The 22,812-nt window shown below is 71.3% G+C and carries 16 protein-coding genes; 6 read left to right on the top strand and 10 right to left on the bottom strand.

Annotation, left to right across the window (positions count from 1 at the left end):
• Positions 1–4 precede the first annotated feature (4 nt).
• Positions 5–469, bottom strand: coding sequence for a pyridoxamine 5'-phosphate oxidase family protein (locus ACG83_RS31245; protein WP_116437453.1), 465 nt, complete (start codon positions 467–469; stop codon positions 5–7).
• Between the two features lie 169 nt (positions 470–638).
• On the opposite strand from ACG83_RS31245, the gene ACG83_RS31240 reads away from it, so the two are divergent.
• Positions 639–1,550: a helix-turn-helix domain-containing protein gene (locus tag ACG83_RS31240; RefSeq protein WP_054569845.1), complete on the top strand. Its 912-nt coding sequence runs from the start codon at positions 639–641 to the stop codon at positions 1,548–1,550.
• Between the two features lie 25 nt (positions 1,551–1,575).
• Here the strand turns inward: ACG83_RS31240 and ACG83_RS31235 are convergent, their stop codons facing one another.
• From ACG83_RS31235 to ACG83_RS31215, 5 genes are all read right to left on the bottom strand, one after another.
• Positions 1,576–3,186: a class I adenylate-forming enzyme family protein gene (locus ACG83_RS31235; RefSeq protein ID WP_054569844.1), complete on the bottom strand. Its 1,611-nt coding sequence runs from the start codon at positions 3,184–3,186 to the stop codon at positions 1,576–1,578.
• Positions 3,187–3,211: 25 nt separating this feature from the next.
• Positions 3,212–5,407 carry an acyl-CoA dehydrogenase gene (locus ACG83_RS31230; RefSeq protein ID WP_054569997.1) on the bottom strand — a complete coding sequence of 732 codons (2,196 nt, stop codon included), beginning with the start codon at positions 5,405–5,407 and terminating at the stop codon, positions 3,212–3,214.
• Between the two features lie 44 nt (positions 5,408–5,451).
• Positions 5,452–6,624 (bottom strand): amidohydrolase family protein, encoded by a 1,173-nt coding sequence (locus tag ACG83_RS31225; protein ID WP_054569843.1) that lies wholly within the window; start codon positions 6,622–6,624, stop codon positions 5,452–5,454.
• A 327-nt stretch (positions 6,625–6,951) separates the two neighbouring features.
• Complete coding sequence (locus ACG83_RS31220; protein ID WP_054569842.1) at positions 6,952–8,454, bottom strand: aldehyde dehydrogenase; 1,503 nt, start codon at positions 8,452–8,454, stop codon at positions 6,952–6,954.
• A gap of 69 nt (positions 8,455–8,523) precedes the next feature.
• Positions 8,524–9,642 carry an NDMA-dependent alcohol dehydrogenase gene (locus ACG83_RS31215; protein ID WP_054569841.1) on the bottom strand — a complete coding sequence of 373 codons (1,119 nt, stop codon included), beginning with the start codon at positions 9,640–9,642 and terminating at the stop codon, positions 8,524–8,526.
• 563 nt (positions 9,643–10,205) lie between these two features.
• Here ACG83_RS31215 and ACG83_RS31210 point away from each other — a divergent pair.
• Together ACG83_RS31210 and ACG83_RS31205 are read left to right on the top strand one after the other, a co-directional pair.
• Entirely contained in the window at positions 10,206–11,468 is a 1,263-nt protein-coding gene (locus ACG83_RS31210; RefSeq protein WP_054569840.1) for an amidohydrolase family protein, read from the top strand.
• Between the two features lie 11 nt (positions 11,469–11,479).
• A complete protein-coding gene (locus tag ACG83_RS31205; protein WP_054569839.1) occupies positions 11,480–12,217 on the top strand; it encodes a class II aldolase/adducin family protein in 738 nt (245 codons plus the stop codon).
• 82 nt (positions 12,218–12,299) lie between these two features.
• Here ACG83_RS31205 and ACG83_RS31200 read toward each other — a convergent pair whose 3' ends face one another.
• Positions 12,300–14,657: an acyl-CoA dehydrogenase gene (locus tag ACG83_RS31200; RefSeq protein ID WP_054569838.1), complete on the bottom strand. Its 2,358-nt coding sequence runs from the start codon at positions 14,655–14,657 to the stop codon at positions 12,300–12,302.
• A 249-nt stretch (positions 14,658–14,906) separates the two neighbouring features.
• Here ACG83_RS31200 and ACG83_RS31195 point away from each other — a divergent pair, with 249 nt between their 5' ends.
• From ACG83_RS31195 to ACG83_RS31185, 3 genes are all read left to right on the top strand, one after another.
• Entirely contained in the window at positions 14,907–15,902 is a 996-nt protein-coding gene (locus ACG83_RS31195; RefSeq protein WP_054569837.1) for a Rieske 2Fe-2S domain-containing protein, read from the top strand.
• An 81-nt stretch (positions 15,903–15,983) separates the two neighbouring features.
• Positions 15,984–17,264 (top strand): amidohydrolase family protein, encoded by a 1,281-nt coding sequence (locus tag ACG83_RS31190; RefSeq protein ID WP_083473735.1) that lies wholly within the window; start codon positions 15,984–15,986, stop codon positions 17,262–17,264.
• A gap of 68 nt (positions 17,265–17,332) precedes the next feature.
• A complete protein-coding gene (locus ACG83_RS31185) occupies positions 17,333–18,850 on the top strand; it encodes an acyl-CoA synthetase (protein ID WP_054569835.1) in 1,518 nt (505 codons plus the stop codon).
• A 64-nt stretch (positions 18,851–18,914) separates the two neighbouring features.
• On the opposite strand, the gene ACG83_RS31180 is transcribed toward ACG83_RS31185, so the two are convergent.
• The 3 genes from ACG83_RS31180 to ACG83_RS31170 form a co-directional block, all read right to left on the bottom strand.
• On the bottom strand, positions 18,915–20,123 hold the full coding sequence (locus ACG83_RS31180) for an amidohydrolase family protein (protein WP_054569834.1): 1,209 nt from the start codon (positions 20,121–20,123) through the stop codon (positions 18,915–18,917).
• Between the two features lie 75 nt (positions 20,124–20,198).
• A complete protein-coding gene (locus ACG83_RS31175) occupies positions 20,199–21,479 on the bottom strand; it encodes an acyl-CoA dehydrogenase family protein (RefSeq protein WP_083473734.1) in 1,281 nt (426 codons plus the stop codon).
• A complete protein-coding gene (locus tag ACG83_RS31170) occupies positions 21,476–22,648 on the bottom strand; it encodes an acyl-CoA dehydrogenase family protein (RefSeq protein WP_054569833.1) in 1,173 nt (390 codons plus the stop codon). Before ACG83_RS31170 ends, ACG83_RS31175 begins: the two co-directional genes overlap by 4 nt.
• Positions 22,649–22,812 lie beyond the last annotated feature (164 nt).

Raw genomic sequence — 22,812 nt, 5'->3', positions numbered from 1 at the left:
GGCGCTAGATCTTGCGGTGGTCCCAGGAGGCGACCTTCTCGGGGGTCAGACGGAGCCAGGCGTGCCGGCCGTCGTGGTACATCGAGCCATCCGGGTTGGCGATGTACTTCGCGGCGAACAGCCGTTCCGGCGTGGCCAGCTCGGGGTGGTCCTCCTCGCCGGTGCGGGGGGCGCTGCCGACCGGCTCGAACCGGCCGCGCAGCTCCACGCCGTGCAGCTCGCCGAAGTCGTCACCGGCGTCGACGACGACGGCTGCCCGCCCGTCGCGCAGCAGGTCGGCCCACCGCTGGCTGCGGACGATCGAGTACAGCCAGAGCGAGGTACCGTCCCAGACGTACCAGAGCGGGCTGACGTGCGGCGCGCCGCTGGACGTCAACGTCGCGACCCGGCACACGCGGTGCTCGGTGAGCAGTGCGTCGACCTCGTCGGAGGTCAGGGCGATCCGACGCCCCCGGCGCTGGGTGCTGATCAGGTCAGGCTGCACGAGGCCTCGCTCTCATGTCGGCGTTCTCTTCTGCCGCGCCCGGCCGGGGCGCTCGACCTCCGAGGAAGAGATCGAAAACGAAGAATTCGAATATTCGATGAGATCTCATCGTTATTTCGATACCGTAGAGTGGCCGCGAGAGAAAGGTCAAGCCGTGCCGAACGCCGCATCGCCGCCGACGACGCGGGTGCTCGACGTCCTCGAACTCCTCGCTCAGCGCGGGCAGAGCGGGCCCGCTCCGCGGCTGGGCGACCTCGTGCGCGACCTCGGCCTGACCCAGGCGACCGCCCACGCGATCATGGCGACCCTCTGCGAACGCGGCTGGGCCGTCAGGGACCCGGACCACCGGACGTTCACCCTGGGCCCGGCGCTCGCGGCGGTCGCGGCCCGAGCCGCCGCCGAGCGCTCGCGTCATCAGCCGGCCCGGGCCGCGGTCCACCGACTCGCGAAGGACCTCGGCTACCCCGCCGTGATGACCGAGCGCGTCGGCGACGAGCTCGTCATCACGACGATCGACCTGGGCCCGTGCCAGGTCGCCGACGCCGCGGCCGGAGACCGCTTCCCGTTCGCGGCGCCGCTCGGCGTCGTCTTCGCCGCCTGGGAGGACAGCGACGGGCGCCGGGCCTGGATGGACCGCGGCGCGATCACCGACCCGGTGCTGGCCGAGCGCCTCGACGGCCTGCTCACCGCCACCCGCGAGCGTGGCCACACCCTCGAGCGCCTGGACCCCGCCATGGCGCAGGCCGCCAGGGCCATGGCCAGCCTGCGCGCCGACCCGCAGGCGCAGCCGGTGCGGCGAGCGATGGACGGCGTCCTGGCCGAGATCGCCAGCCTCGGCCTGCGCTCCACCGGCGCGACGGACCAGGACCGGCGGCCTGTCACGGCGATCGCCGCGCCCGTGTTCGACCCGCACACCCGCCAGGTCACCGCGAGCATCGGCGTCCACCCGCTGCGGGCGCTGTCCGCCAGGCGAGCCGACGAGATCGCGAACCACGTGACCCGAGCCACCGCCGCCGTCAACGCGGCGTTCGACGACGACGGCAGGCCGGCCAGCCTGGACCGATAGCCGCGAGACCGGGCCATCTGCGCCTTCATCGGGGCATCTCCGGGTGGGGCGGCATCTCCAGGGGCGGGGCGTTGTCCGCGAGGTGCCGGTCGGCGGCCCACTGCCGCAGCGTCCCCTTCGCCACCTTCTCGAGGGTCGCCGTCGGCAGCTCGGGCACGACATACACGGCGCGGGGGACCTTGAAGTCGGCGAGCTGCTGCTGGCACGCGCTGACGACGGCTTCCTGGAGGGCCGTCTCGTCGGGGTCGGGATGCGCGGCCGCCGCGATGACGAACGCGACGGCTACCTCACCTCGAACCGGGTCCGGCCGGGCGACGACGGCGGCCTGGCCCACTCCCGCCACGGTCGTGATGACGCGTTCGATCTCCGCGGCGGCCACGTTCTCGCCGCTGACCTTGAGCATGTCCTTGGCGCGGCTGGCGAACCTCAGGGTGCCGCTGGGCAGCACCGTCACCCGGTCCCCGGTCAGCAGCCATCCGTCCTCGAAGGCGGCGGCGGTGGCGGCCGGGTCGGCGAGATACCCGGCGAACACCGACAGGCCGCGGATGCCTCCGACGAGCAGATCACCGGTCTCGCCAGGGCCGGCGTCGGCGCCGTCGTCCCGGCGGACCCGGACCTGATAGCCCGGTGCCGGCCGGCCGATCGCGCCCTCGTCGACCGGGTTGTCGAGCTCACCGACGACAGGTGTGCTGACGACCTCGGTCTGGCCCCAGGCGCTGAAGATCCTGACGCCGAGCAGAGTGTCCAGCCGGGGCATCTCGAGACCGAAGATCCAGCTGCGGTAGCTGTGCTCCGGAACCGGCTGGCTGGTGACGACCTTCAGCAGCAGCGGGAGCAGCCCGGTGTGGGTGCACCTGTTGCGGATGGACACCTCCCAGAACCGGGAGGCGGAGAACTTCGGCTGGACCACCACGGTGCCGCCCACCCAGAAGGTGGGCAACAGCTGCCAGCACAGCGCGTGGGTGTGGAACAGCGGGGCGTAGACCAGCTGGATGGTGTCCGGCGCCAGCCGCCAGAGCAGCGCCCCCACCCGGCCCGCCCACAGGGCGTTGGCGTGGGTGAAAAGGGCCGCCTTCGGACGTGCCGTGGTCCCGGAGGTCAGCTGGACGCACAGTGCCGCCGCCGGGTCGGCTTCCCGGTGCGGGGCCAGCTCCGGGTCACCGACCAGCTCCGGCACGGTCCCGGTGGCCGGGTCGAGCAGAGCCGTCCACCCGAGCGCGGTCACCGCCGGGCAGTCGGCGAGCCCGAGCCTCGGGTCGGTGACGATCCCGACCGCGCCGGTCAGTTCGACGGCGTGCGCCAGCTCATCCTCGGCGTACCGGGTGTTCAGGTCGACCGCGACCGCGCCGAGCCGCGCGCACGCGAACCAGACCAGCAGGAAGCCCGGGCTGTTGTCCAGATGGATCACGACGGCGTCGCCGGCGCGCACGCCCCGGCTCGCCAGCCCGGCCGCCACGGCGCGCACGTCGCGGGCGAACTCGCCGTAGGTCCAGGTGCGGCGCGCTCCGTCCGGCGGCTCCCAGACGAGGAACGGGCGCTCGCCGTACCGCCGCGCCCGCTCCTCCAGCGCCGAGGTCACGTCCATACCCACGAACGGGTGCAGGGCCGGAAGCTCGATTCCTAAGTTGCTGTCCATTGTCGAGTCACCCCTAGACCAGGCGTCAGCTGGGCGTCAGCTCGCGCGGGAGCCCGAGTATGCGCTCGGCGATGACGTTGAGCTGGATTTCGACCGTCCCCCCACCGATCAGCTGCGGCGGCACGGTGAGGTAACGCCCCGCCGCCTGGCCGCCGGGCCCGTCGGCGGTGGCCGCGGCCGGCCCGGTCCATCGCAGCGCACGCTCGGCGATCTGGGTCACCAGCGTGGCCGAGGCGATCTTGGAAACGCTCGACTCCGCGCCGGGCCGGAGGCCCGAGAGGCTGCGCAACGTGGTGCGCAGGGCCAGCGCGGCCAGCGCGTGGGCCATCGCGAACGTCGCGCCCACATCCCGCTGGACGTCGTCCGGGGCCGCGACGAGCTCCTGGCTGGCGACAAGATCGAGAAGGTGGGTCGGGATGTGCTGCATCCCGCTGATGCTCACCCGCTCGTTGCCCAGCGTGGTCCTCGCCAGCCCCCACCCGCGGTTGACCTCTCCGACGAGCCGGTCGTCCGGCACGAACACGTCGTTGAAGAAGACCTCGTTGAACAGGTAGCCGCCGTTCGCCTCGCGCAGCGGCCTGATCTCCAGACCGGGTGAGGTCATGTCGACGAGGAAGTAGGAGATTCCCCTGTGCTTCGGAGCCGTCGGATCGGTCCGGGCCAGGCAGATGCCGAAGTGCGCCTCGTGCGCGTTCGACGTCCAGACCTTCTGGCCGTCCAGGCGCCAGCCCCCTTCGACCTTCTCAGCGCGGGTCGACAGGGCGGCGAGGTCGGAGCCGGCGCCGGGCTCACTGAACAGCTGGCACCACGCGAGCTCGCCGCGCAGCGTCGGCGGGACGAAGAAGTCCTTCTGCTCCTCGGTGCCGTAGGCGAGGATGGTGGGCAGCGCCCAGTCTCCGATGATCAGCCTCGGTGGCGCGACCTCGGCGCGCTCGTACTCCTGCTGGATCACCAGCTGCTCGACCGGGGTCGCCGCGATGCCGTAGGGCTTCGGGTAGTGGGGTACCACCAGGCCCTCGGCGGCGAGCCGCTCGCGCCGGGCCGGGCCGTCGGCCGGCAGCGCGGCCACCTCGCCGAGCAGCCCGGCGACGCGGGCGCGGAAGGCGGGGTCCGCGGCGGAGAGATCGACGCTGAAGTCGCGGGACGTGCCGTGCACCAGCGCGCCCAGCCGGTGCTCCCAGCCGGCGACGGGACCGAGCAGGCTCTCCAGCGTCATCGCCCGGCGCCAGTACAGGTGCGCGTCGTGCTCCCAGGTGTAGCCGATCCCGCCCAGCAGCGTGATCGACTCCAGCCCGATCCCGGTCGCGCGGGGCAGGCACGCGACAGCCGCACCGGCCGCGGCCACCGCGAGCTGGTCGTCGCCCTGCTCCATCGCCCGAGCCGCGTCCCACGCCGCGGCGGACATCGTCTGCACGTCGACGAACAGCCGGGCGCACTTGTGCTTGATCGCCTGGAAGGATCCCACCGGGCGGCCGAACTGCTCGCGCACCTTCACGTAGTCGACGCCCGTTGTCACGCACCACCGCGCCAGCCCCACGGCCTCGGCGGCGAACAGCACGGCCGCCACCGCCCGGACCTGCTCGGTACTGACCTCGATGACCTGGTCGGCGTGGACGGCCAACTCGGTCAGCGTCACCGTGCCGACGGCCCGGGTCTGGTCGATGGGCGCGGCCGCGACCACCGCCAGGCCGGGCCCCGGCCGGGCGGTGAACCAGAGCTCGCCACCGCCCGGAGTGGTCGCCCCGAGGAGCAGCAGCGTCGCCTCCGGCGCGCCGAGGACGGGCCCGGCCGTCCCGCTCACCCGGTAGGAGCCGTCGGCCGTGGGGGTCGCGGTCAGTCCGGCGGTGGACAGCGCGCTCGCCGCCGGCGCACCGGCCGCGAGCGCAGGCAGGACCGCCTTGCGCAGCTCGTCGTCGCCGTACCGGGCCAGCACCGAGCTGGCCAGCAGGCTCGGCAGCAGCGGCCCTGGGAGCAGGCCGCTGGCCGTCTCCTCGAGCACCACGGCAAGGGTGACGAAACCGGCGTCGGCCCCGCCGAGATCCGCCGGCAGATGCAGCGAGGTGAGGCCCTGCTCCACGATGCCCGGCCAGCAGTCCGGCGCCGCACCGGCGGTCCAGCGCGCCAGGCCTTCCCGCACCTGCTCGGACGACGAATACCGGGACAGGAAACCGCGGACCGAATCGGCCAGCGCCTTGTGATCCTCGTCGAGACCGATGGACACGTCCGTCACTCCTTCACCGTGCCGTTGGGAGACGCCGGGGGCGGTCAGACGCCGATGAGCGAGGCCGCGTTGTCGTGCATCACGAGCCTGATCTCGGCGTCGTCGAAGCCGGCCGCGGCCAGGTCCTTGGTGAACGACAGCGGATCGGCCAGGCCCTCGACGTGTGGCCAGTCGGATCCCATCAGCATCCGCTCCACGCCGATCAGCTTCTTGAGCTCGGCGAGGTCGTTCTCGTGGAACGGCGAGACCCAGACCTGGCGCCGGAAGGTCTCCCGCGGGTCCTCCGCCCACGCCTCGCCGCCCTGCACGAACGACTTCTTCAGGGACTTGAACAGCGGGGTGACCCAGTCCGAGCCGGTCTCGATCGCGGCGAACCGCAGCTGCGGGTTGCGGTGCATCGTGCCCTGCGCGAGCAGCGCGGCGAACGTGTCCGCGACGGCCGTCGGCGAGAGCAGGGCCCGCAGCGGGGTGCGGCGGAACGCCTCGGTCTCGTCGCTCTCGCTCCACCAGCCGATCAGCTCCGAGTACACGTCGTCGCCGCCGTGGTAGGCGCACACCACCCGGGCCTCGTTCGCGAGCGCCCAGAACTCGTCGTACATCCGGTCGGCCGGTGACTTCAGGCCCATCTCGGTGCGCACCGGGCCGGCCCGCATCACCACGATGCGGGCTCCCCTGTCCAGCGCCCACCGCAGCTCGGCGACCGCCGCCGCCGGATCCGACAGCGAGATGTACGGCGCGGCGAAGATCTTCTCCTGGTAGGCGAAGCCCCAGTCGTCGTCCAGCCACCGGTTGAAGGCACGGAAGGCGGCCCGCGCCGCGGGCAGGTCGTTCTGCAGTGCCCGCTCCATGCCGACCCCGAGGGTCGGGAAGAAGTAGGCGCCGTCCAGGCCCAGCTCGTCCATGACCCGCAGCCGGGCGTCCCGGTTCTGGTACTCGGGGCGGGGCGGGGCCAGCTCGCCGAACAGGTTGATGACCGGGCCGCCGACCTCGCCCCGGAAGTACTGCTCCAGCGCGCCGGGCTTGGCCAGCGCGCTGAACGTCGGGTTGGGCAGGAACTTGTTGACCTTCCCGCCGACCAGCAGCCGGGTGCGGCCGCCGACCTCCGCCCACTGCATGCAGCGCTTGGCGAACTCGGGCTCGATGTGGCGGGTGAAGGCGTCCAGGGCCTCGTAGTAGTGATTGTCCGCGTCGAAAGCGCGCAGTCCATCCGTAGTCACGCCGCAACCTCCCCAGGTGGGCCTCGAACACAGCGGCTCGCCTTCCAAGGTAGAACATCGTTTCATGTTCATGCCACTTGGGGGAGCGCCTGGTCGGTCTGCCCGTCTGTCAGGCAACCGTCGAGCCTGCTGAATATTTTATCCAACACGCACAGCCTAGTGTGTGCTGGCAACTTCTGTCGACTGGTCGAGGTCGGCGCGGGGCCGCCTTGGCGCGGCCCCGAGCGAGACCCTTCTAGATTCTGGTTCTAGTAGCTCGTACGGTGGAGAAGGCGCACCTGCCGACCAGGCAGCGGCCCAGGAAGTCGCCGGGCGCGGGAGGCGAGATCAACGCGCCGCTTCCTCGCGGTACCTGGCCGGCGCCTCGTCCAGCAGGATTGTCTTCGTCTCCAGGTATGGCAGCAGGCCCTCGATGCCGCCCTCCCGCCCGATGCCCGACTGCTTGAACCCGCCGAACGCGATGCCGGTGTCGGCCCGCATCGCGTTGTGGCCGACCGTCCCGGACCGCAGCCTGCCGGCGACGGCACGTGCCCGGTCGACGTCCTCGGTGAAGACCGCGGCGTTCAGGCCGTAGATGGTGTCGTTGGCGATCCTGATCGCGTCGGCCTCGTCGGCCGCGGGGATCACGCTGAGCACCGGGCCGAAGATCTCCTCCTGGGCGATCGTCGAGCTGTTGTCGACGTCGCCGAAGACCGTCGGCTCGATGTAGTAGCCGCGCTCCAGGTGGCCCGGCCGCCCGCCGCCGGTGACCAGCTTCGCGCCGCTGTCGACGCCGGCCCGGATGTAGCCCTCGACGCGATCACGCTGCCGGGCCATCGCCAGCGGGCCCATCTGCGTCGCCGGGTCATAGGGATCGCCCACGACCACCTGGGAGAACACCTGCGCGAGAGTCTCGACGAACTCGTCGTGCACGCCGCGTGGGACGACGATGCGGGTGAGCGAGGCGCAGACCTGGCCGGCCAGGAAGCACTCGGCGCCGGCGAGGGCCGTCGCGGCCTTCGTCAGGTCGGCGTCGTCCAGCACGACCGCGGCGGACTTCCCGCCGAGCTCGAGGGTGTACCGGGCGATGCGCTGCCCGCACAGCGACGCGATCCGCCGGCCGGCGGCGGTGGAGCCGGTGAAGGCGATCTTGTCGACCCGGGCGTCGGTCACCAGCCGCTCGGACACCGCGCGGTCGGCCGTCACGACGTTGAACACGCCCGGTGGCAGTCCGGCGGCCTCGGCGCATTCGGCCAGCACGTACGCCGCCCCGGGTGCCTCGGGGGCCGCCTTGAGCACGACCGTGCAGCCTGCCAGCAGCGCCGGCGCGACCTTCTGGACGGCCAGCTGCAGTGGCACGTTCCAGGGGATGATCGCGCCCACGACGCCGACCGGTTCCCGGACGAGCAGGCCGAACCCGCTGCCGATCGTCGGCGTGAACGGCTCCTCGAACGGATAGGTGTCGGCGAGTCCGGCGTAGTACTCGAAGACGCCCGCGGCCATCGGCGCCATATACGGGGCCACCGACGCGAGCGCGCCGGACTCCCGCGGCCACAGCTCCTTGACGGCCTCGCCGCGGGTCGCCAGCTCGGCGGCGAACCGGCGCAGGTACGCCGCGCGCTCGGTGTGCGTGAGCGAGGGCCACGGCCCGTCGTCGAAGGCCGAGCGGGCGGCGGCGACGGCCCGGTCCAGATCCCCCTCGCCCGCCTCGGCGACCCGGAGGAAGACCTCCTCGGTCGCCGAGTCGACGACGTCGATCAACGCGGTGGACGAGGGGGCCACCCACTGGCCGTCGATGAACAGCCGGTCGGGGTGCCGTACATGTCGATCGATGCCTGTCGCCACGCTCATCGCGTTCCTCCTTGTTCTGCGGCGCGCCGGGGCCGGGTGTCCCGGACGCGACCGGAGCTGGTCGTGGGGCTAGTCGAAGGTGATGACGCCACGGATGTTCCGACCGGCGTGCATGTCCGCGAAGCCATCGTTGATCTGCTCCAGCGAGTAGCGGGTCGTGATCAGCTCGTCGAGGCGCAGCTGGCCGGCGCGGTACAGCTCCAGCAACGCCGGGATGTCCCGCATCGGGTTGCACGCGCCGAACAACGAGCCCTGCAGCCGCTTCTGGAACAGCACGAGCTCATGCAGCGACAGCGGCAGGCTGCCGTCCGCGAGGATGTTGCCCAGCCCGACGACGACGCAGGTCCCGGCCTTGCGGATGCTCGAGAACGCCGCACCGATGTGCGCGCCGTTCGTCACCCCGACACAGACGATCGCCGCGTCGGCACCCTGGCCGTTGGTGTGCGCTCGGGCGATCTCGGTTGCCTCCTCGACGGAGGCCACGGCGTGCGTGGCACCGAAGCCCAGTGCCTGCTCGCGCTTCCACTCCACCGGGTCGACCGCGATGAGGACCCGCGCACCGGCATGGGCGGCGCCCTGCACCGCGTTCATGCCGATGCCCCCGGCTCCGAGCACGATGATGACATCGCCGGGCCGGACCTCGGCCGAGTTCACCGCCGCGCCCCAGCCGGTCGACACGCAGCAGCTGGTCAGGCAGGCCGACACCAGGTCGAGATCGGCGGAGACCTTGACGGCCGAGTTCACGGACAGGGCCGTGTACTCACTGAAGGTCGAGATTCCGGCCATCTGGCCCAGCGGCCTGCCGCCCAGCGACAGCCGGCTGGAGCCGTCCTCGCGCGCGCCGGAAAGCGTGCGGACTCCGTTGTCGCAGAGGTTCTGCATCCCCGACGAGCACCAGCGGCACCGCCCGCACGCCGGCAGGAAAGGCAGGACGACGTGGTCCCCGACCTGCCATCCGTCGGTGTGCGGGCCGACCTGCTCGACGATTCCCGCTCCCTCGTGGCCGCCGACGAGGGGCAGCGCGCCGGTGAAGGGCATGTCGCCGGTCGCGACGTGGTCATCGGAATGGCATAAGCCGGCAGCGACCATCCGGACGATGAGCTCTCCCTGTCGAGGTGGCTCGATCTCGATTTCGGTGATCTGCCATTTCCCGGGCTGTTCGTGCAGCACGGCGGCCCTGCTCTTCATATCTCCTCCATTTCGGACGGATGACGTCTATATCTGTAGGCCGTGGTCCGCGTCCGCGCAAGAGGGGTCGTCACATCCCGCGCCGCCAGCTGTGGGCACGCTGGCCGCGAGCCGTGGGAAGGCGAGGGAAAGGATCGCCAGGGTCCGCGCCGGGGGCCTGGGCGGGCGAATCGGCCGACGGATGGGCGTGTGGCGGTGGAGCTGGCGGAGACGCACGGTTCGGTTCGTCGGTCGCCGAGGCGGACCTCGACGACCCCCAGGCTGCAAGACTATTGAGCTCAAATCTGGAGTGTGGTGAAGTGGGTTGTCCACACTAGCCGGTGTCTTCGTGGCAGCTCCACGATGCTCAGTCCAGCATGATCTGCCGAGTCGGCAGGTCGAAGGGGCGGTGAGGGTGCCATGAGCGACCCGTTCTCTCGCGGTTCCGTCGTCATCGACCCGGACTAATAGTCCGAGTGATGATGCATGGTTGCGACCCAATGTGGCCGGGCTGGCCACGCTCCAAGCACCGCGGGTGGGGCCGGCGCGCTCTTCCTGACCCTCGCCCTCCTGGGAAGGCCTTCATGAGCAGCACCACAGAGAGCGGCACCGCCGCAGTGAGTGGTACCGCCGCAGAGAGCGGCACCGTCGTGCCTACCGACCTCGACCCCGCGCTGTTCTTACCCGAGCCCGGTCCGCGGGCTGTCCGGTACACCGTCATCTCCGTCGACGATCACGTTGTCGAGCCTCCGCACCTGTTCGAGGGGCGGGTTCCGGCACGGTTCGCCGACGCCGCCCCCCGCATCGTCGAGACCGACCAGGGCCACCAGGTGTGGCACTTCGAGGGCCAGACCTTCACCCAGGTCGGGATGAACGCCGTCGCCGGGCGGCGGCCGGAGACGGTGAAGCTGGAGCCGTTCCGGTTCGAGCACATGCGTCCCGGCTGCTACGACATCGACGCCAGGGTCCGGGACATGGACATCAACGGGGTCTGGGCGTCGGTGAACTTCCCCTCGCAGATCACCGGCTTCTGCGGCCGGGTGTTCTTCGGTGCCCGGGACCGGGATCTAGGCCTCGCCTGCGTGCGTGCGTGGAACGACTGGCTCCACGAGGAATGGTTCCAGGCCTACCCCGAGCGGGTCGTGCCGATGGGCATCACCTACCTGGCGGACCCGGCACTCGCCGCCGCGGAGATCCGCCGCAACGCCGCCCGCGGCTTCACCGCCGTCACCTTCCCCGAGCGCCCGCACACGATCGGCCTGCCGTCGCTGTGGGACCGGGCCCACTGGGATCCGATCATCGGTGCCTGCGTCGAGACGGACACCGTCATCACCCTGCACGTCGGCAGCTCGGGGCTGTCCGACGCGCCGTCCGGCGCGCCCCGCCTGCAGCTGGGTGCGACGCTGTTCGGCCAGGCCTCGCTCACAGCCTGCGCGGAGTGGCTGTGGTCGGGCCACCCGGCCCGCCTCCCGACGTTGAAGATCGCGATGAGCGAGGGCGGGATCGGCTGGGTCGCGATGCTGCTCGACCGGCTCGACAACATCGTCGACCGGTCCGGCTACGGCACCGGCTGGGACCTGCGCCCCGCCGAGGTGCTGCGCCGCAACTTCTGGTTCTGCACCCTTGACGACCCGTCGACGATCGACACCCGCCACCGGATCGGCGTCGAGAACATCATGGTCGAGACGGACTACCCGCATGGCGACGGCACCTGGCCGGACACCCAGAGCGTGCTCGCCGACGTCTGGGGCCACGTTCCGCCCGCCGAGATCCGGGCGATGTGCTGCGAGAACGCCGCGGCCCTGTTCCGCCACCCCCTCCCGCCGACGGTCCTGCCGGCCGACTGAAGGACGCGACCATGACGTTCATCCCGACCGCCGAGAAACTCATGCCGGAGCTCACCCCCCGGGAGGAGATCGCGCTGCTGGCCCGGGCCCTGTGGCGGCAGGGCTACAACGACCACCTGGCCGGCCACATCACGGCCCTGCAGCCGGATGGCACCCTGCTGTGCAACCCGTGGCTGGTCCGCTGGGACGAGCTGCGCCCGGAGCAGGTCATCCGCATCGACCTCGCTGGCAGGGTGGTCGAGGGGGACTGGCCCGTCCCGCTTGGCATTCCGCTGCATCTCGCGCTGCATTCCGCGCGTACCGACGTCACCTGGGCCGTGCACAACCATCCGCTCTACGGCACCGTCTGGGCGGATCTCGGCGAGATCCCACCGATCTACGACCAGAGCTCGGCGCTGGGCGGTGGCGGCGACCTCGTCCTCGTCAACGAGTACCAGGGCCCCGTCAACGATCCCACCACCGCCCGGGGGGCGATCGACGCCATGCACGGCGGCGACCTCGCCCTCCTCGCGGGCCATGGCGTCTTCGTGCTCGGCGGCTCCGCCCGCGCCATCTTCCAGCGCGCCGTGGCGCTGGAACAGCGCTGTCAGCGCGCCTGGCACGTCCGTGCCGCGGGCGGCTCCCCGGCCCCGGTCCTCCCGGCGGGCTTCCTGAACCACCTGAAGAACTCCGACGGCGACGGCTTCGTCGGTTTCTGGGAGTCCGCTGTCCGCGCCGAACTGCGCTCCGATCCCAGCCTGCTCCCGTGACGCCGCCGAGCTGCCGCCCGGCGACGTCACGCCGCCCCCGAAGCCGATCCGCGGGTCGGCCGGTGAACGGACCGGCGGGCGGTCAGGGCACGGGATTCTGTTTCGGTGTCGTCCCTGCCTGGTCGGCGGAGGTACGGGTGCCTCGGCGGGTCTTCGGCAGGCCGAGGCGCTGTTCGGCGACGAGGTTGCGGGCGATCTCGGTGGTGCCGCCCTGGATGGTGACCGCGCTGGAGTGACGGGCGGCGCGTTCGATCTCGCCGCCGGCGGCCGACGCGATGGAGCTCCCACTGGCGGGGGCACGCAGGATGCCGCCGAGGCCGGAGACGTCCTGGAGTTCGCGGCTGTCGCGCTGGTAGGCGGTCGAGGCGAACAGCTTCGCGATCGTGCCCGCGACGGCGGGAGACTGGCCGGCGATGTTGAGCCAGGCGGTCCGCTGGGTGAGCAGGAAGGAGACCTCCGCGTCGGCCCTGGCCCGCGCGATCGCGGTCAGCACGGCGGGGTCGTCGCCCGGTCGTTCCCCTTCCTGCCAGCTGCCCGCCGGCGCGGGGACGCGGGCCCAGGCCGTCACCGCGGTGAGCAGCGGCTCGAGGGTCGCGGTGCTGCCCATGACACCGCGTTCCAGGCTCAGCCCGACCGCCATGACCTGCCAGCCCTCGTCGACCCCGCCGACTCGGCAGGAGTCCGGAACGATCACGTCGTCATAGAAGACGATGTTGGTCCGCTCGTCGGCGATCGTGTGGATCGGCTGGATCGTGATCCCCGGGGTGTCCAGCGGGACGAGGAACATCGTCAGGCCGCGGTGCTTGGGCACATCGGGATTCGTGCGGGTCAGCAACAGGCAGTGCGCGGCGGTGTGGGCCAGGGTGGTCCACATCTTCTGCCCGTTGATCCGCCAGGAGGTGTGCGCGTCGTCCACGGGGGTGGCCCGGGTCCGCGCGGACGCGACGTCGGAGCCCGCGCCGGGCTCGGAGTAACCCAGTACGGCGGTCGCCTCGCCAGCCAGCAGCCGAGGCAGGACGTCGGCCCGCAGCGCCGGGCTCCCGATCTGGTCGAGCACACCTGCGACGATCATGGTGGTGCCGATGCCGTGGTAGGGAGCGTCCGCGAGCTCCAGCTCCCGGAAGAGAGCGGCCAGCTCGTAGGGATCCCGCGCGGCGCGGCCGCCGGGTGCCGACGCGGCAAGCCAGCCTCGCTCGGCGAGGGCCTGGTGCAGCGCCGGCACGTGCACGGTGCCGGTCCGGCGTGCCTCGTGGCGGACCTCGTCGGTCAACCAGGAACGGACGAAGTCGCGGACCTCGGCGGCGAACGCGGCGACGGACGGGTTGTGGGTGAAGTCCGTCCCGCCCAGGCCCGACGCGGCTGACCCGGTCGGCGCACCGGTCTGCGCGACGGTGCCGGTGAGCACCGGGGCGTTCGCGGTGGTCGACCGGCCGTCCACGAGGTCGCGGCCCAGCTCGCGGGCCAGTGCACGGGGCGCGCCGGCGAGCGCGGGGTAGGCGCGGGCGCGGCGGAAGAACAGCTGCGCGTCGTGCTCCAGGGAGACCCCGAGGCCGCCGTGGTACTGGACCGCCCGGTCCGAGGCCTGCCGTGCCGCCTCGGTGGCGAACAACGCCGCCATCGCCGCGAGCTGATCCCCGTCGGCTCCGGTCACCGACCGCTGCCCGCTGTCCAGGCTCCAGGCCGCCTCCCGAGACAGCAGCGTGGCCCCGTCCATCAGCCCCGGCAGGTCCGCGAGGCCGTGCTGCACCCCCTGGAACGATCCGATCGGCACACCGAACTGAACGCGTTCCTTCACCCATCGGGTCGCCAGCTCCAGCGCGCCGTCGGCGAGTCCGGCGAGCCAACCAGCCATCAGGATCAGCCATTCCGACCGGGCCCGCGCGAACGCCGCCACCGCCGCCGGGCCGCCGAGGACCACCGCCTCACGCAGATCACGGTCGGCCACCGGCAGGTCGCCCTGGTTGGCCATGGCGATGCCGGGCGGGACGGAGCGTGCCGCGACCAGCTGACCGTCGCGCACCGCGAGCACCAGCCCGGCGACCGCCCCCGCCGGCACCGCGACGGCGGTGCCGGCGTGCACCCGCGGTGCCAGCGTCGCGATCAGCTCCCCGGCGACGACGGCGGGCAGGTCGGGATGGTCCGGCGCGACGGCGGCGAGCAGCCGAGCCGCCGCGACGTGCTCGGCGAACGGCACTGGCGCGAGGGCCCGCCCCAGTTCGATCGCCGCGATGACCTGCGCGTGCAGGCCGGCGCCGCCGCCGTCGTGCTTCTCGGCGATGGCGAGCCCAGGCAGTCCCGTCGCGCACAGCTGCGCCCACAGCGTCGGGTCGTGCCCCAGCGGCTCGGCGGCCCGGGCCGCCGCGAGCCCCGGACTGCGGGCGAGCACGGCCGTGGCCAGCTCCTGCGCCGCTCGCGACGCCTCGTCCAACGACAGGTCCATGCACGCCTCCGAATGCCGGTCACCGCACAGCTGGCGGCATGATGACCGCGAGCCACTTAATATGTATAGATATTATTAGTGAGGGTGGTCGAGGGCGGTCGATCGGTCCGCGCCTGTGTCGGGGTCCCGAGGCTCCTCGGGAGGGGCCTGCTGCCGGTGAGGCCGCCGCCCCGGCCGCCGTCCGCACCCTTGCCGGCGCACCCGGCCCGGTGCAAGATAAATCTAGAGCTTTCGACGAGGGGACGTCGCATGAAGGTTCCGTTCACCTGGAAGCCCACCGGATGGTTCATGGTCGGCTGGTCGGCCGAGTTCCGCACGGGTCAGGTCCGGCCGCTTCATTACTTCGGCGAGGAGCTCGTCGCCTACCGCGATGAGTCCGGTGAGGTGCATGTGCTGGCGGCCCACTGCCGGCACATGGGTGCCCACCTCGGGTACGGCGGCAAGGTCAACGGTGACTGCGTCGAGTGCCCGTTCCACGGCTGGGGCTGGGGGCCGGACGGCAGGAACCACTACATCCCGTACCAGGACAAGCCCAACCGCGCCGCCCACCTGCGGGTCTACCCGGTGTATGAGCAGTACGGCTGCGTGTTCGTCTGGCATCAGCCGCAGGGCGAGGCACCGCGCTGGCCGATGACCGACATCTTCCGGATCTTCTCGCAGTTCGAGACCGATCCCGACGCCTACTATCCGCCCTACCCGGCGCTGTCCCGCAAGATGGAGCGCGAGCCGGTGCACCCGCAGATCCCGGGTGAGAACGCCGCCGACAGCATGCACTTCCAGTACGTCCACCACTCCACCGTGACGCCGGTCCTGCGGGACTGGAAGGCCGACGACCACGGGTGGCTGTTCGAGACCGGCTGGCCCGACCGCCGCAGCGGCGATCCCGACGCGATGGTCCTGCGGATCCACAGCTACCTGTTCGGCCTCGGCGGTGCGATCAGCGCGTTCGCCGGTGTGGACAACTACCGTCTCATCTTCGCGACCACGCCCGTCGAGGACGGCGCCTCGGACATGTTCTACTCGATCTGGTGGCCCCGGATCCCGGGCGACAGCTCCGACGTTCCGCCACCGGACGTGCTCGAACGGGTGGAGAAGGAGTTCCTCTCCACTCTCGACGACGACCTCGGGATCTGGCGTTACCAGGAGTACATCGAGCGTCCCATCCTGGCCAGGCAGGACGCCAAGCCGTACATGGCCTACCGCCGCTGGGCGACCCAGTTCTACGAGGTACAGCCGGGGGAGTGACCGCCATCGGCGGCGGCTTTTCCATATTTCAGCAACAGTGCACGAATGTGCTTGCCAGGTGACATACGAGGTGAGGGTGCTGTGAACGCAGATGACATGATCCTGGTGAGTGTTGACGATCACCTCGTCGAGCCGCCTGACGTTTTCGAGGGGCGCCTGCCGGCGCGGTTCGTCGAAGCAGGGCCGAAGGTCGTCCGGACGGATGAGGGCAGTGATGTCTGGACGTTCAACGGCTCGGTGATCCCCAATATCGGGCTGAACGCGGTGGCGGGACGGCCGCGGGAGGAGTACGGGGTCGAGCCGACCGCGTTCGAGGAGATGCGCCCGGGCTGCTATGACGTGCACGAGCGGGTCAGGGACATGAACGCCGGCGGGGTTCTGGGGTCGATGTGCTTCCCGTCGTTCCCGGGCTTCAGCGGCCGGCTGTTCACCGCGGCGCAGGACAAGGACCTCGCGCTTGCGGTGACCCGGGCCTACAACGACTGGCATATCGAGGAATGGTGCGGTGCCCATCCCGGCCGCTTCATCCCGATGGGCCTGCCGATTCTGTGGGATGCCGAGCTGTGTGCCGCGGAGGTGCGCCGGAACGCGGCCAGGGGCTGTCACTCGCTGACGTTCACCGAGAACCCGGCGACACTGGGTTACCCGAGCTTCCACGACACCTACTGGGACCCGGTGTGGAAGGCGCTGTCGGACACCGGAACGGTGCTGTCGATCCATCTCGGGTCATCCGGGAAACTGTCGGTGACCGCGGCGGACGCACCGATCGACGTGATGATCACGCTGCAGCCGATGAACATCTGCCAGGCCGCCGCGGACCTGTTGTGGTCGCGGGTGATCAAGGAGTTCCCGGACCTGCGGATCGCGCTCTCCGAGGGCGGTACCGGGTGGATCCCGTACTTCCTGGACCGTATCGACCGGACCTACGAGATGCATCACCTGTGGACCGGTCAGAACTTCGGCGGAAAAATGCCGAGCGAGATCTTCCGCGAGCGGTTCCTCACCTGTTTCATCGCCGACCCGGTCGGGGTGAAGCTGCGCCACGACATCGGCATCGACAACATCTCATGGGAATGCGACTACCCGCATTCGGACTCGTCCTGGCCCTCGGCCGCGGAGGAGCTGGCGGCGGTCACCGCCGGCGTGCCGGACGACGAGATCAACAAGATCACCTTCGAGAACGCGTGCCGCTGGTACTCGTTCGACCCGTTCGCCCACCTGCCCAGGGAGAAGTCCACCGTCGGCGCGCTGCGGGCCGCGGCCGCCGGGCACGACGTCTCCGTCCGGAGCTTCGACCAGGGCCGCTTCGAGAAGCAGCTCGGCGTACATGCCCTGGACCTCGCCCAGAACGCGACCGCCTGAACCGGCCCAGACCGGACAGTCGAACCCGGGCCGACCGTCCTGAGTCGCCTCTACCGCAGGGAGCCTGCATGGAAATCGAGCATCCGAAGCGGTTCGCGGTGTCCGCGCCGGAGCGGCCGGCGGTGATCATCGGCGACCGGGTGGTGTCGTACCGGGAGCTCGACGCGCGTTCGAACCAGCTTGCGCACGCCCTCAGATCGTTAGGCCTCGGTGTCGGCAGTCACCTCGCCGTGCTGATGGACAACCGGGCCGAGTACTTCGAGGTGATCTGGGCCGGGCTGCGTGCCGGCCTGTTCGTCACCCCGATCAACTGGCACCTGTCCACCGCCGAGGCGGGGTACGTCGTCGAGAACTGCGGTGCCGCCGCGCTGGTGACCTCCGTGGCGTGCACCGACGTGGTCGCCGGGATCGACGCGCCGGCGGTGAAGGTGCGGCTGGCTGTCGGCGGGCCGATCGACGGGTTCGACCGGTACGAGGACGTCATCGGTGCTCAGCCCACCTCGCCGATCGACGACGAGTGCGAGGGCACCTGGATGTTCTACTCGTCGGGGACCACCGGCCGGCCGAAGGGGATCAGGCCGGCGACGGTCGGTGCCCCGCTCGGCGAGCCCAGCCGGTTCACCGCGATGATCCGTTTCCTGTACGGCGGCGACGAGTCGACCGTCTACCTGAGCCCGGCGCCGCTTTACCACGCCGCCCCGCTGGGCTGGGCGACCGCGATCCACCGGATCGGCGGGACGGTCGTCTGCGCCGATCGGTTCGACGCGCTGGACTTCCTCGGCCTGGTGGAGCGGCACCGGGCGACGTTGACCCAGGTGGTGCCGACACACCTGGTCCGGCTGCTGAAGCTGCCGCAGGCCGATCGGGCCCGGTTCGACCTGTCGAGCCTGAAGACCGTGGTGCACGCGGCGGCGCCCTGCCCGCCCGAGGTCAAGCGGGCCGTCCTGGAGTGGCTCGGGCCGATCGTGCATGAGTACTACTCCGGCAGCGAGGGCGCCGGGTTCTGCACGATCGGGCCGCAGGAGTGGCTCGCCCACCCGGGGTCGGTCGGAAAGTCGATGCTCGGAGCGGTGCACATCGTCGACGAGACGGGCACCGAGGTGCCGCCGCGCACCGAGGGCCGGGTGTACTTCGAGTCGCCCCAGCGGTTCGAGTACCAGGGTGACCCGGAGAAGACGGCCGACGCGTTCGACGAGCGTGGGTGGGCCACCTTCGGCGAGGTCGGCTGGGTCGACGAGGAGGGCTACCTCTACCTCACCGACCGGGTCTCGAACATGATCATCTCGGGTGGGGTGAACATCTACCCGCGTGAGATCGAGGACGTGCTGATCCTGCATCCAGCCGTCGCCGACGTGGTCGTGATCGGCGTGCCCGACGCCGAGATGGGGGAGTCGGTGCGTGCCATCGTCGAGCCGGAGACGCCGCCCGCTGATCCGGCCGCTCTGGAAGCCGAGCTCATCGCCTTCGCCCGGGGTCGCGCCGCCCACTACAAATGCCCCCGCTCGGTCGTGTTCCTGACCGAGCTGCCGCGGCTGCTGACCGGCAAGGTCGCGCGGCGCCTGCTCCCCCCGGAGGTGCTCGTGTGAGGGGGGCCCACGCCGCGCATCAGTGAACTCGTCCCGACGGCCGCGGGTGGCCGCCGGTCCCGGGTCAGGAGGTGGGGAGCCCGATGAGCTCGGCGCAGTTGGTGCGCATGATCAGCTGCACCTCGTCGGGGCTGAACGCGGTGAGCTCGTCGGTGAACGCCGCCGGGTCGGCCAGGCCCTCGCCGTGCGGCCAGTCCGAGCCGAACAGGACCCGGCCGACGCCGATCGTGTCCGCGAGCTTGCGCAGGTCCTCCTCGTAGTACGGGGTGACCCAGATGTGCTTGCGGATCGTGTCCAGCGGGTCCTCGGCGAACCTCGACGGGACCCGGTTCGCCAGCTTCCGCAGGCCCTTGACCAGGGGGTAGACCCAGTCGGAGCCGTTCTCGATACTGGCCACCCTCAGGGTCGGGTGGCGGGTGAAGACGCCGTCGACGATCAGGCTCGCGACGGTGTCGTGGATGGCCCGGTCGCCGACGAGCACGCTGCCGAGCAGGTCGGGGGCGCGGAACGGGGCGAACTCCTCGGCGCCGCCCCAGGGCGCGCCCACCATCGCGTTGTATCCGCTGTCGCCGAGGTGGAACGCGACCGGCACACCGGCCTCGGCGAGTCGGGCCCAGACGGGGTCGTGCGCACGGTTGCCCAGCGAGCGGCCCTTGCCGGTCCCGGTCGGGACGGGGGCCGGGCGGACGTGGACGACCCGCGCGCCGAGGCCCAGCACCCGGTCGACCTCGGCGAGCGCCGCCTCCGGGTCGGCCAGCGAGATCATCGGCGCGGAGATGATCCGCTCCTGGTAGAAGTAGCCCCAGTCGTCCTCGAGCCAGCGGTTGAAGGCGCCCAGGCTCGCCATCGTGGCCGGGACGTCGAACCGCAGCGCCTGCTCGACGCCGCAGCCCAGGGTCGGGAAGAGCAGCACCGCGTCGAGGCCCTGGGCGTCCATCGTCGCCAGCCGTGCCTCCCGGTCCCGGTACTCGGGCCGGATGGGCTCGACCCTGGTGAGGCTGCGCGGGTCGACCCCCTCCGGGATCTGGCCGCGGAACTGCAGGTCGAGGCAGCCTGGGACGATCACCGGGTCGAACGTCGGGTTGGGGATGAAGCCGTTGACCTTCCCGCCGATGACCATCTCGGTGTGCCGGCCGTCCTGGAAGACGCGCACCCCACGGTCGCGGAACTTCCGGTCGAGGTGGCGCGTGAAGGCGTCGAGGGTCTCGTAGTAGTGGTTGTCGGCGTCGACCGGCCGCGGCGCCACCGGCTCCGGTCCCTGCTCAGCTGCCATGACTGCCTCCCGGCCAGGTGAAAGATGTATAGATGTTTCTACTCGGGTTGGTGCGGCGGCGCAAAGGCCCGTCGCTCACGGACTCCCGCTGGCCTGTGGTCCGCGGGGAACGTCCCGGAAGGCGCCGGTGTCGGCGCGCTGCTCGCGCGGCAGGCCGAGGAGCCGCTCGGCGATGACGTTGCGGGCCATCTCCGTGGTGCCCCCGCCGATGCAGGCGGCCTGTCGGGCCAGGTAGCTGAGCCCGACCTGGGCGGCGGTCTCCTCACCCGGGGCCCAGACCACTCCCGCGCCGCCGTACAGCTCCGTCGCGATCGCCGCGCGGCGGGCGTTGGTCGTGCCACCGAACAGCCGCGTCATCGCCGCCGCGTGGTGGGGGAGCACACCGCCGGCCATCTTGCGCGTGACGGACTCGACCAGGGCCCGCAGGACGAGGGAACTCGTCTGGGCCTCGCCGAGGAGGGCCCGCGTGCGGCTGTCGTCGATCGTCCCGAGCCGGCGGGCGGCCTCGATCATCGCCGCGGTCTCGTACGGGCCGTCGTTCGGCCGGTTCCCGCCGCCGGTCACGTAGGGGGAGCCGCCCGAGATCGTGCGCTCGTGGTACAGCCAGCGGCCCATGACGTTCCACCCGGCGTCGACGTCGCCGATCCGGTCGGCGTCGGGCACGACGACGTCGGTGAGGAACTCCTGGCAGAAGTCCTTCGAACCGTTCACCAGCTCGATCTGGCTGATCTCCAGCCCCGGGGCTGACATCGGCAGGCTGAACACGGTCAGGCCTTGGTGCTTCGCGACGTCCCAGTTCGTGCGGGCCAGGCAGAGCGCCCAGTCGCCCCACCAGCCGGACGTCGTCCAGACCTTCGAGCCGTTGAGGATCCAGCGGTCGCCGTCGCGGGTGGCGGTGGTGACCGCGCCGGCGGCGTCCGAGCCGCCGCCCGGCTCGGACAGGAGCTGGACCCAGATCTCCTCGCCGCGCAGCATCCGCGGGATGTGGCGCAGCTTCTGCTCCTCCGTCCCGAACTCCAGCAGCACAGCCATGCAGGGAATGAAGGTGGACGCCTGGATCTCGGCGGGATAGTCGTAGCCCTTGATCTCCCGGTTGAACGCGGCCTGGTGCGCCGGGGTCAGCCCCTGCCCGCCGTACCGCGTCGGCACGCAGATGCCGGCGAACCCGCCGTCGAAGAGCCGGCGCTGCAGCTCGCGGCAGGTCGCGGCCCGCGCGAGCACCTCCTCGTCGGTGGGATGGGTGGCGGCGTAGAGGAAGAAGGTGTCGCGCTCGGGATTCGCGGGCGGCAGGTTCTCGGCCAGCCAGGCACGGGCGCGCGCCGCGAACTCGGCGACGTCGATCATGGTCTCGCTCACTTGCCACCATCCCGGGCGGTCTCGGTCAGCGCGGTCTCGGTCAGGCCCACGAGCCGGTCGGCGAAGGCGGCCGGCGTGCCGAACAGCTGCGCGTCGAGGGTGGCGCGCCGAAGGTGGAGGTGCAGGTCGTGCTCGAAGGTGATCCCGATACCGCCGTGCAGCTGGACGCAGTCCTGGATGACCTCCGGACCGACCCGTCCGACGTGCGCCTTCGCCGCGCTGGCCCACGAGCGCGCGTCCGGCGCGCCCTCACCGACGCGCCGCGCGGCCTTCTCGGTGACCGCCGCACTCGCCTCGAGCTGGGTGCGCAGGTCGGCCATCCGATGCTTGATCTCCTGATACGACCCGAGCGGTCGCCCGAAGGAGTACCGGTCCTGCACCCACCGAAGGGTCATCGCGAAGGCGCGCTCCATCGCACCGACGATCTCGCCGGCCTGCAGCACGGCGGTGAGATCGAGGAGCAGCTCGTCATGGTCGTCGGCGGACCCGGGTTCACCGACCTGGGCGGTCGCCGGCACGGCGACCCCCTGCAGCGTCACCGAAACGTGGCGCCGGGTGAGGTCTATGCCGCCCAGGGGGGAGGTCCGCACACCGGGGGCGTCGAGCGGAACCAGGTAGTGCGACCGTGCGTCATCCCCGCCAGCGGCGGTGTTGCCGTCGGAGGCGGCGACCAGGAGGTAGCCGTTCGGTGCGCCGCTCTCGACGCAGGGCACCACCCCGTCCAGGAGGAGACCGTCACTGGACCGGGTTGCGCGCACCGCGGCACCGGCGCGCGGCCCGGTGCCCGGCGAGTACCCCCAGGCGGCGGTGGCGGCTCCGTCGAGCAGCTCCGCCAGCGGCCCGCCGTGCCGCTCCTTGCTGCCCCACCGGCCCAGCGCCGCGGCGACCACATTCGTCCCGATCAGCGGCCCGGGCGCGGCGTGCCGCCCGAACTGGAAGGCGACCGCGAGGAGATCGGCGAGGCCGTTCCCGCTGACCGACCCGCCCCCGGAGCCCTCCGGGACCAGCAGCGACGTCCAGCCGAGTTCGGCGCCCCGCTTCCACAGCACCGGATCGAAGGTCGAGTCCTGCCGGGACAGCTCACGGATGCGTGTGGGTGGGTAGGTGGCCGCGAGGTACTGCTCCGTGGTGGCCTCGAGCAGGTCCTGGTCCGCGGTCTGCGTGAACATCGGCCCTCCTGGGATGTCCTGCTCGCGTGGCAGGCGCACGCTGGTGGCCTCACCGTACCGCTCGGAGCTGTAAAGATCTATATCTTTCGCTGGTGGCTGTGGCCTGCTCGGCTCACCGGCTTCGATCCGTGCCGCGGCCCGGCGCTCCAGCGGAATACTCACGC

This window comes from Frankia sp. R43 (assembly GCF_001306465.1).
Lineage (GTDB): Bacteria > Actinomycetota > Actinomycetes > Frankiales > Frankiaceae > Parafrankia > Parafrankia irregularis.
Note: the sequence above shows the minus strand (reverse complement) of the source record. Positions and strands in the feature narration are given on the sequence as shown.

Excerpts from the sequence above, each read along its gene's own strand:
- ACG83_RS31235 (WP_054569844.1), bottom strand. The coding sequence starts at position 3,186 with ATGGACAGCAACTTAGGAATCGAGCTTCCGGCCCTGCACCCGTTCGTG.
- ACG83_RS31220 (WP_054569842.1), bottom strand. The coding sequence starts at position 8,454 with ATGAGCGTGGCGACAGGCATCGATCGACATGTACGGCACCCCGACCGG.
- ACG83_RS31215 (WP_054569841.1), bottom strand. The coding sequence starts at position 9,642 with ATGAAGAGCAGGGCCGCCGTGCTGCACGAACAGCCCGGGAAATGGCAG.
- ACG83_RS31210 (WP_054569840.1), top strand. The coding sequence starts at position 10,206 with ATGAGCAGCACCACAGAGAGCGGCACCGCCGCAGTGAGTGGTACCGCC.
- ACG83_RS31205 (WP_054569839.1), top strand. The coding sequence starts at position 11,480 with ATGACGTTCATCCCGACCGCCGAGAAACTCATGCCGGAGCTCACCCCC.
- ACG83_RS31200 (WP_054569838.1), bottom strand. The coding sequence starts at position 14,657 with ATGGACCTGTCGTTGGACGAGGCGTCGCGAGCGGCGCAGGAGCTGGCC.
- ACG83_RS31195 (WP_054569837.1), top strand. The coding sequence starts at position 14,907 with ATGAAGGTTCCGTTCACCTGGAAGCCCACCGGATGGTTCATGGTCGGC.
- ACG83_RS31185 (WP_054569835.1), top strand. The coding sequence starts at position 17,333 with ATGGAAATCGAGCATCCGAAGCGGTTCGCGGTGTCCGCGCCGGAGCGG.
- ACG83_RS31180 (WP_054569834.1), bottom strand. The coding sequence starts at position 20,123 with ATGGCAGCTGAGCAGGGACCGGAGCCGGTGGCGCCGCGGCCGGTCGAC.
- ACG83_RS31170 (WP_054569833.1), bottom strand. The coding sequence starts at position 22,648 with ATGTTCACGCAGACCGCGGACCAGGACCTGCTCGAGGCCACCACGGAG.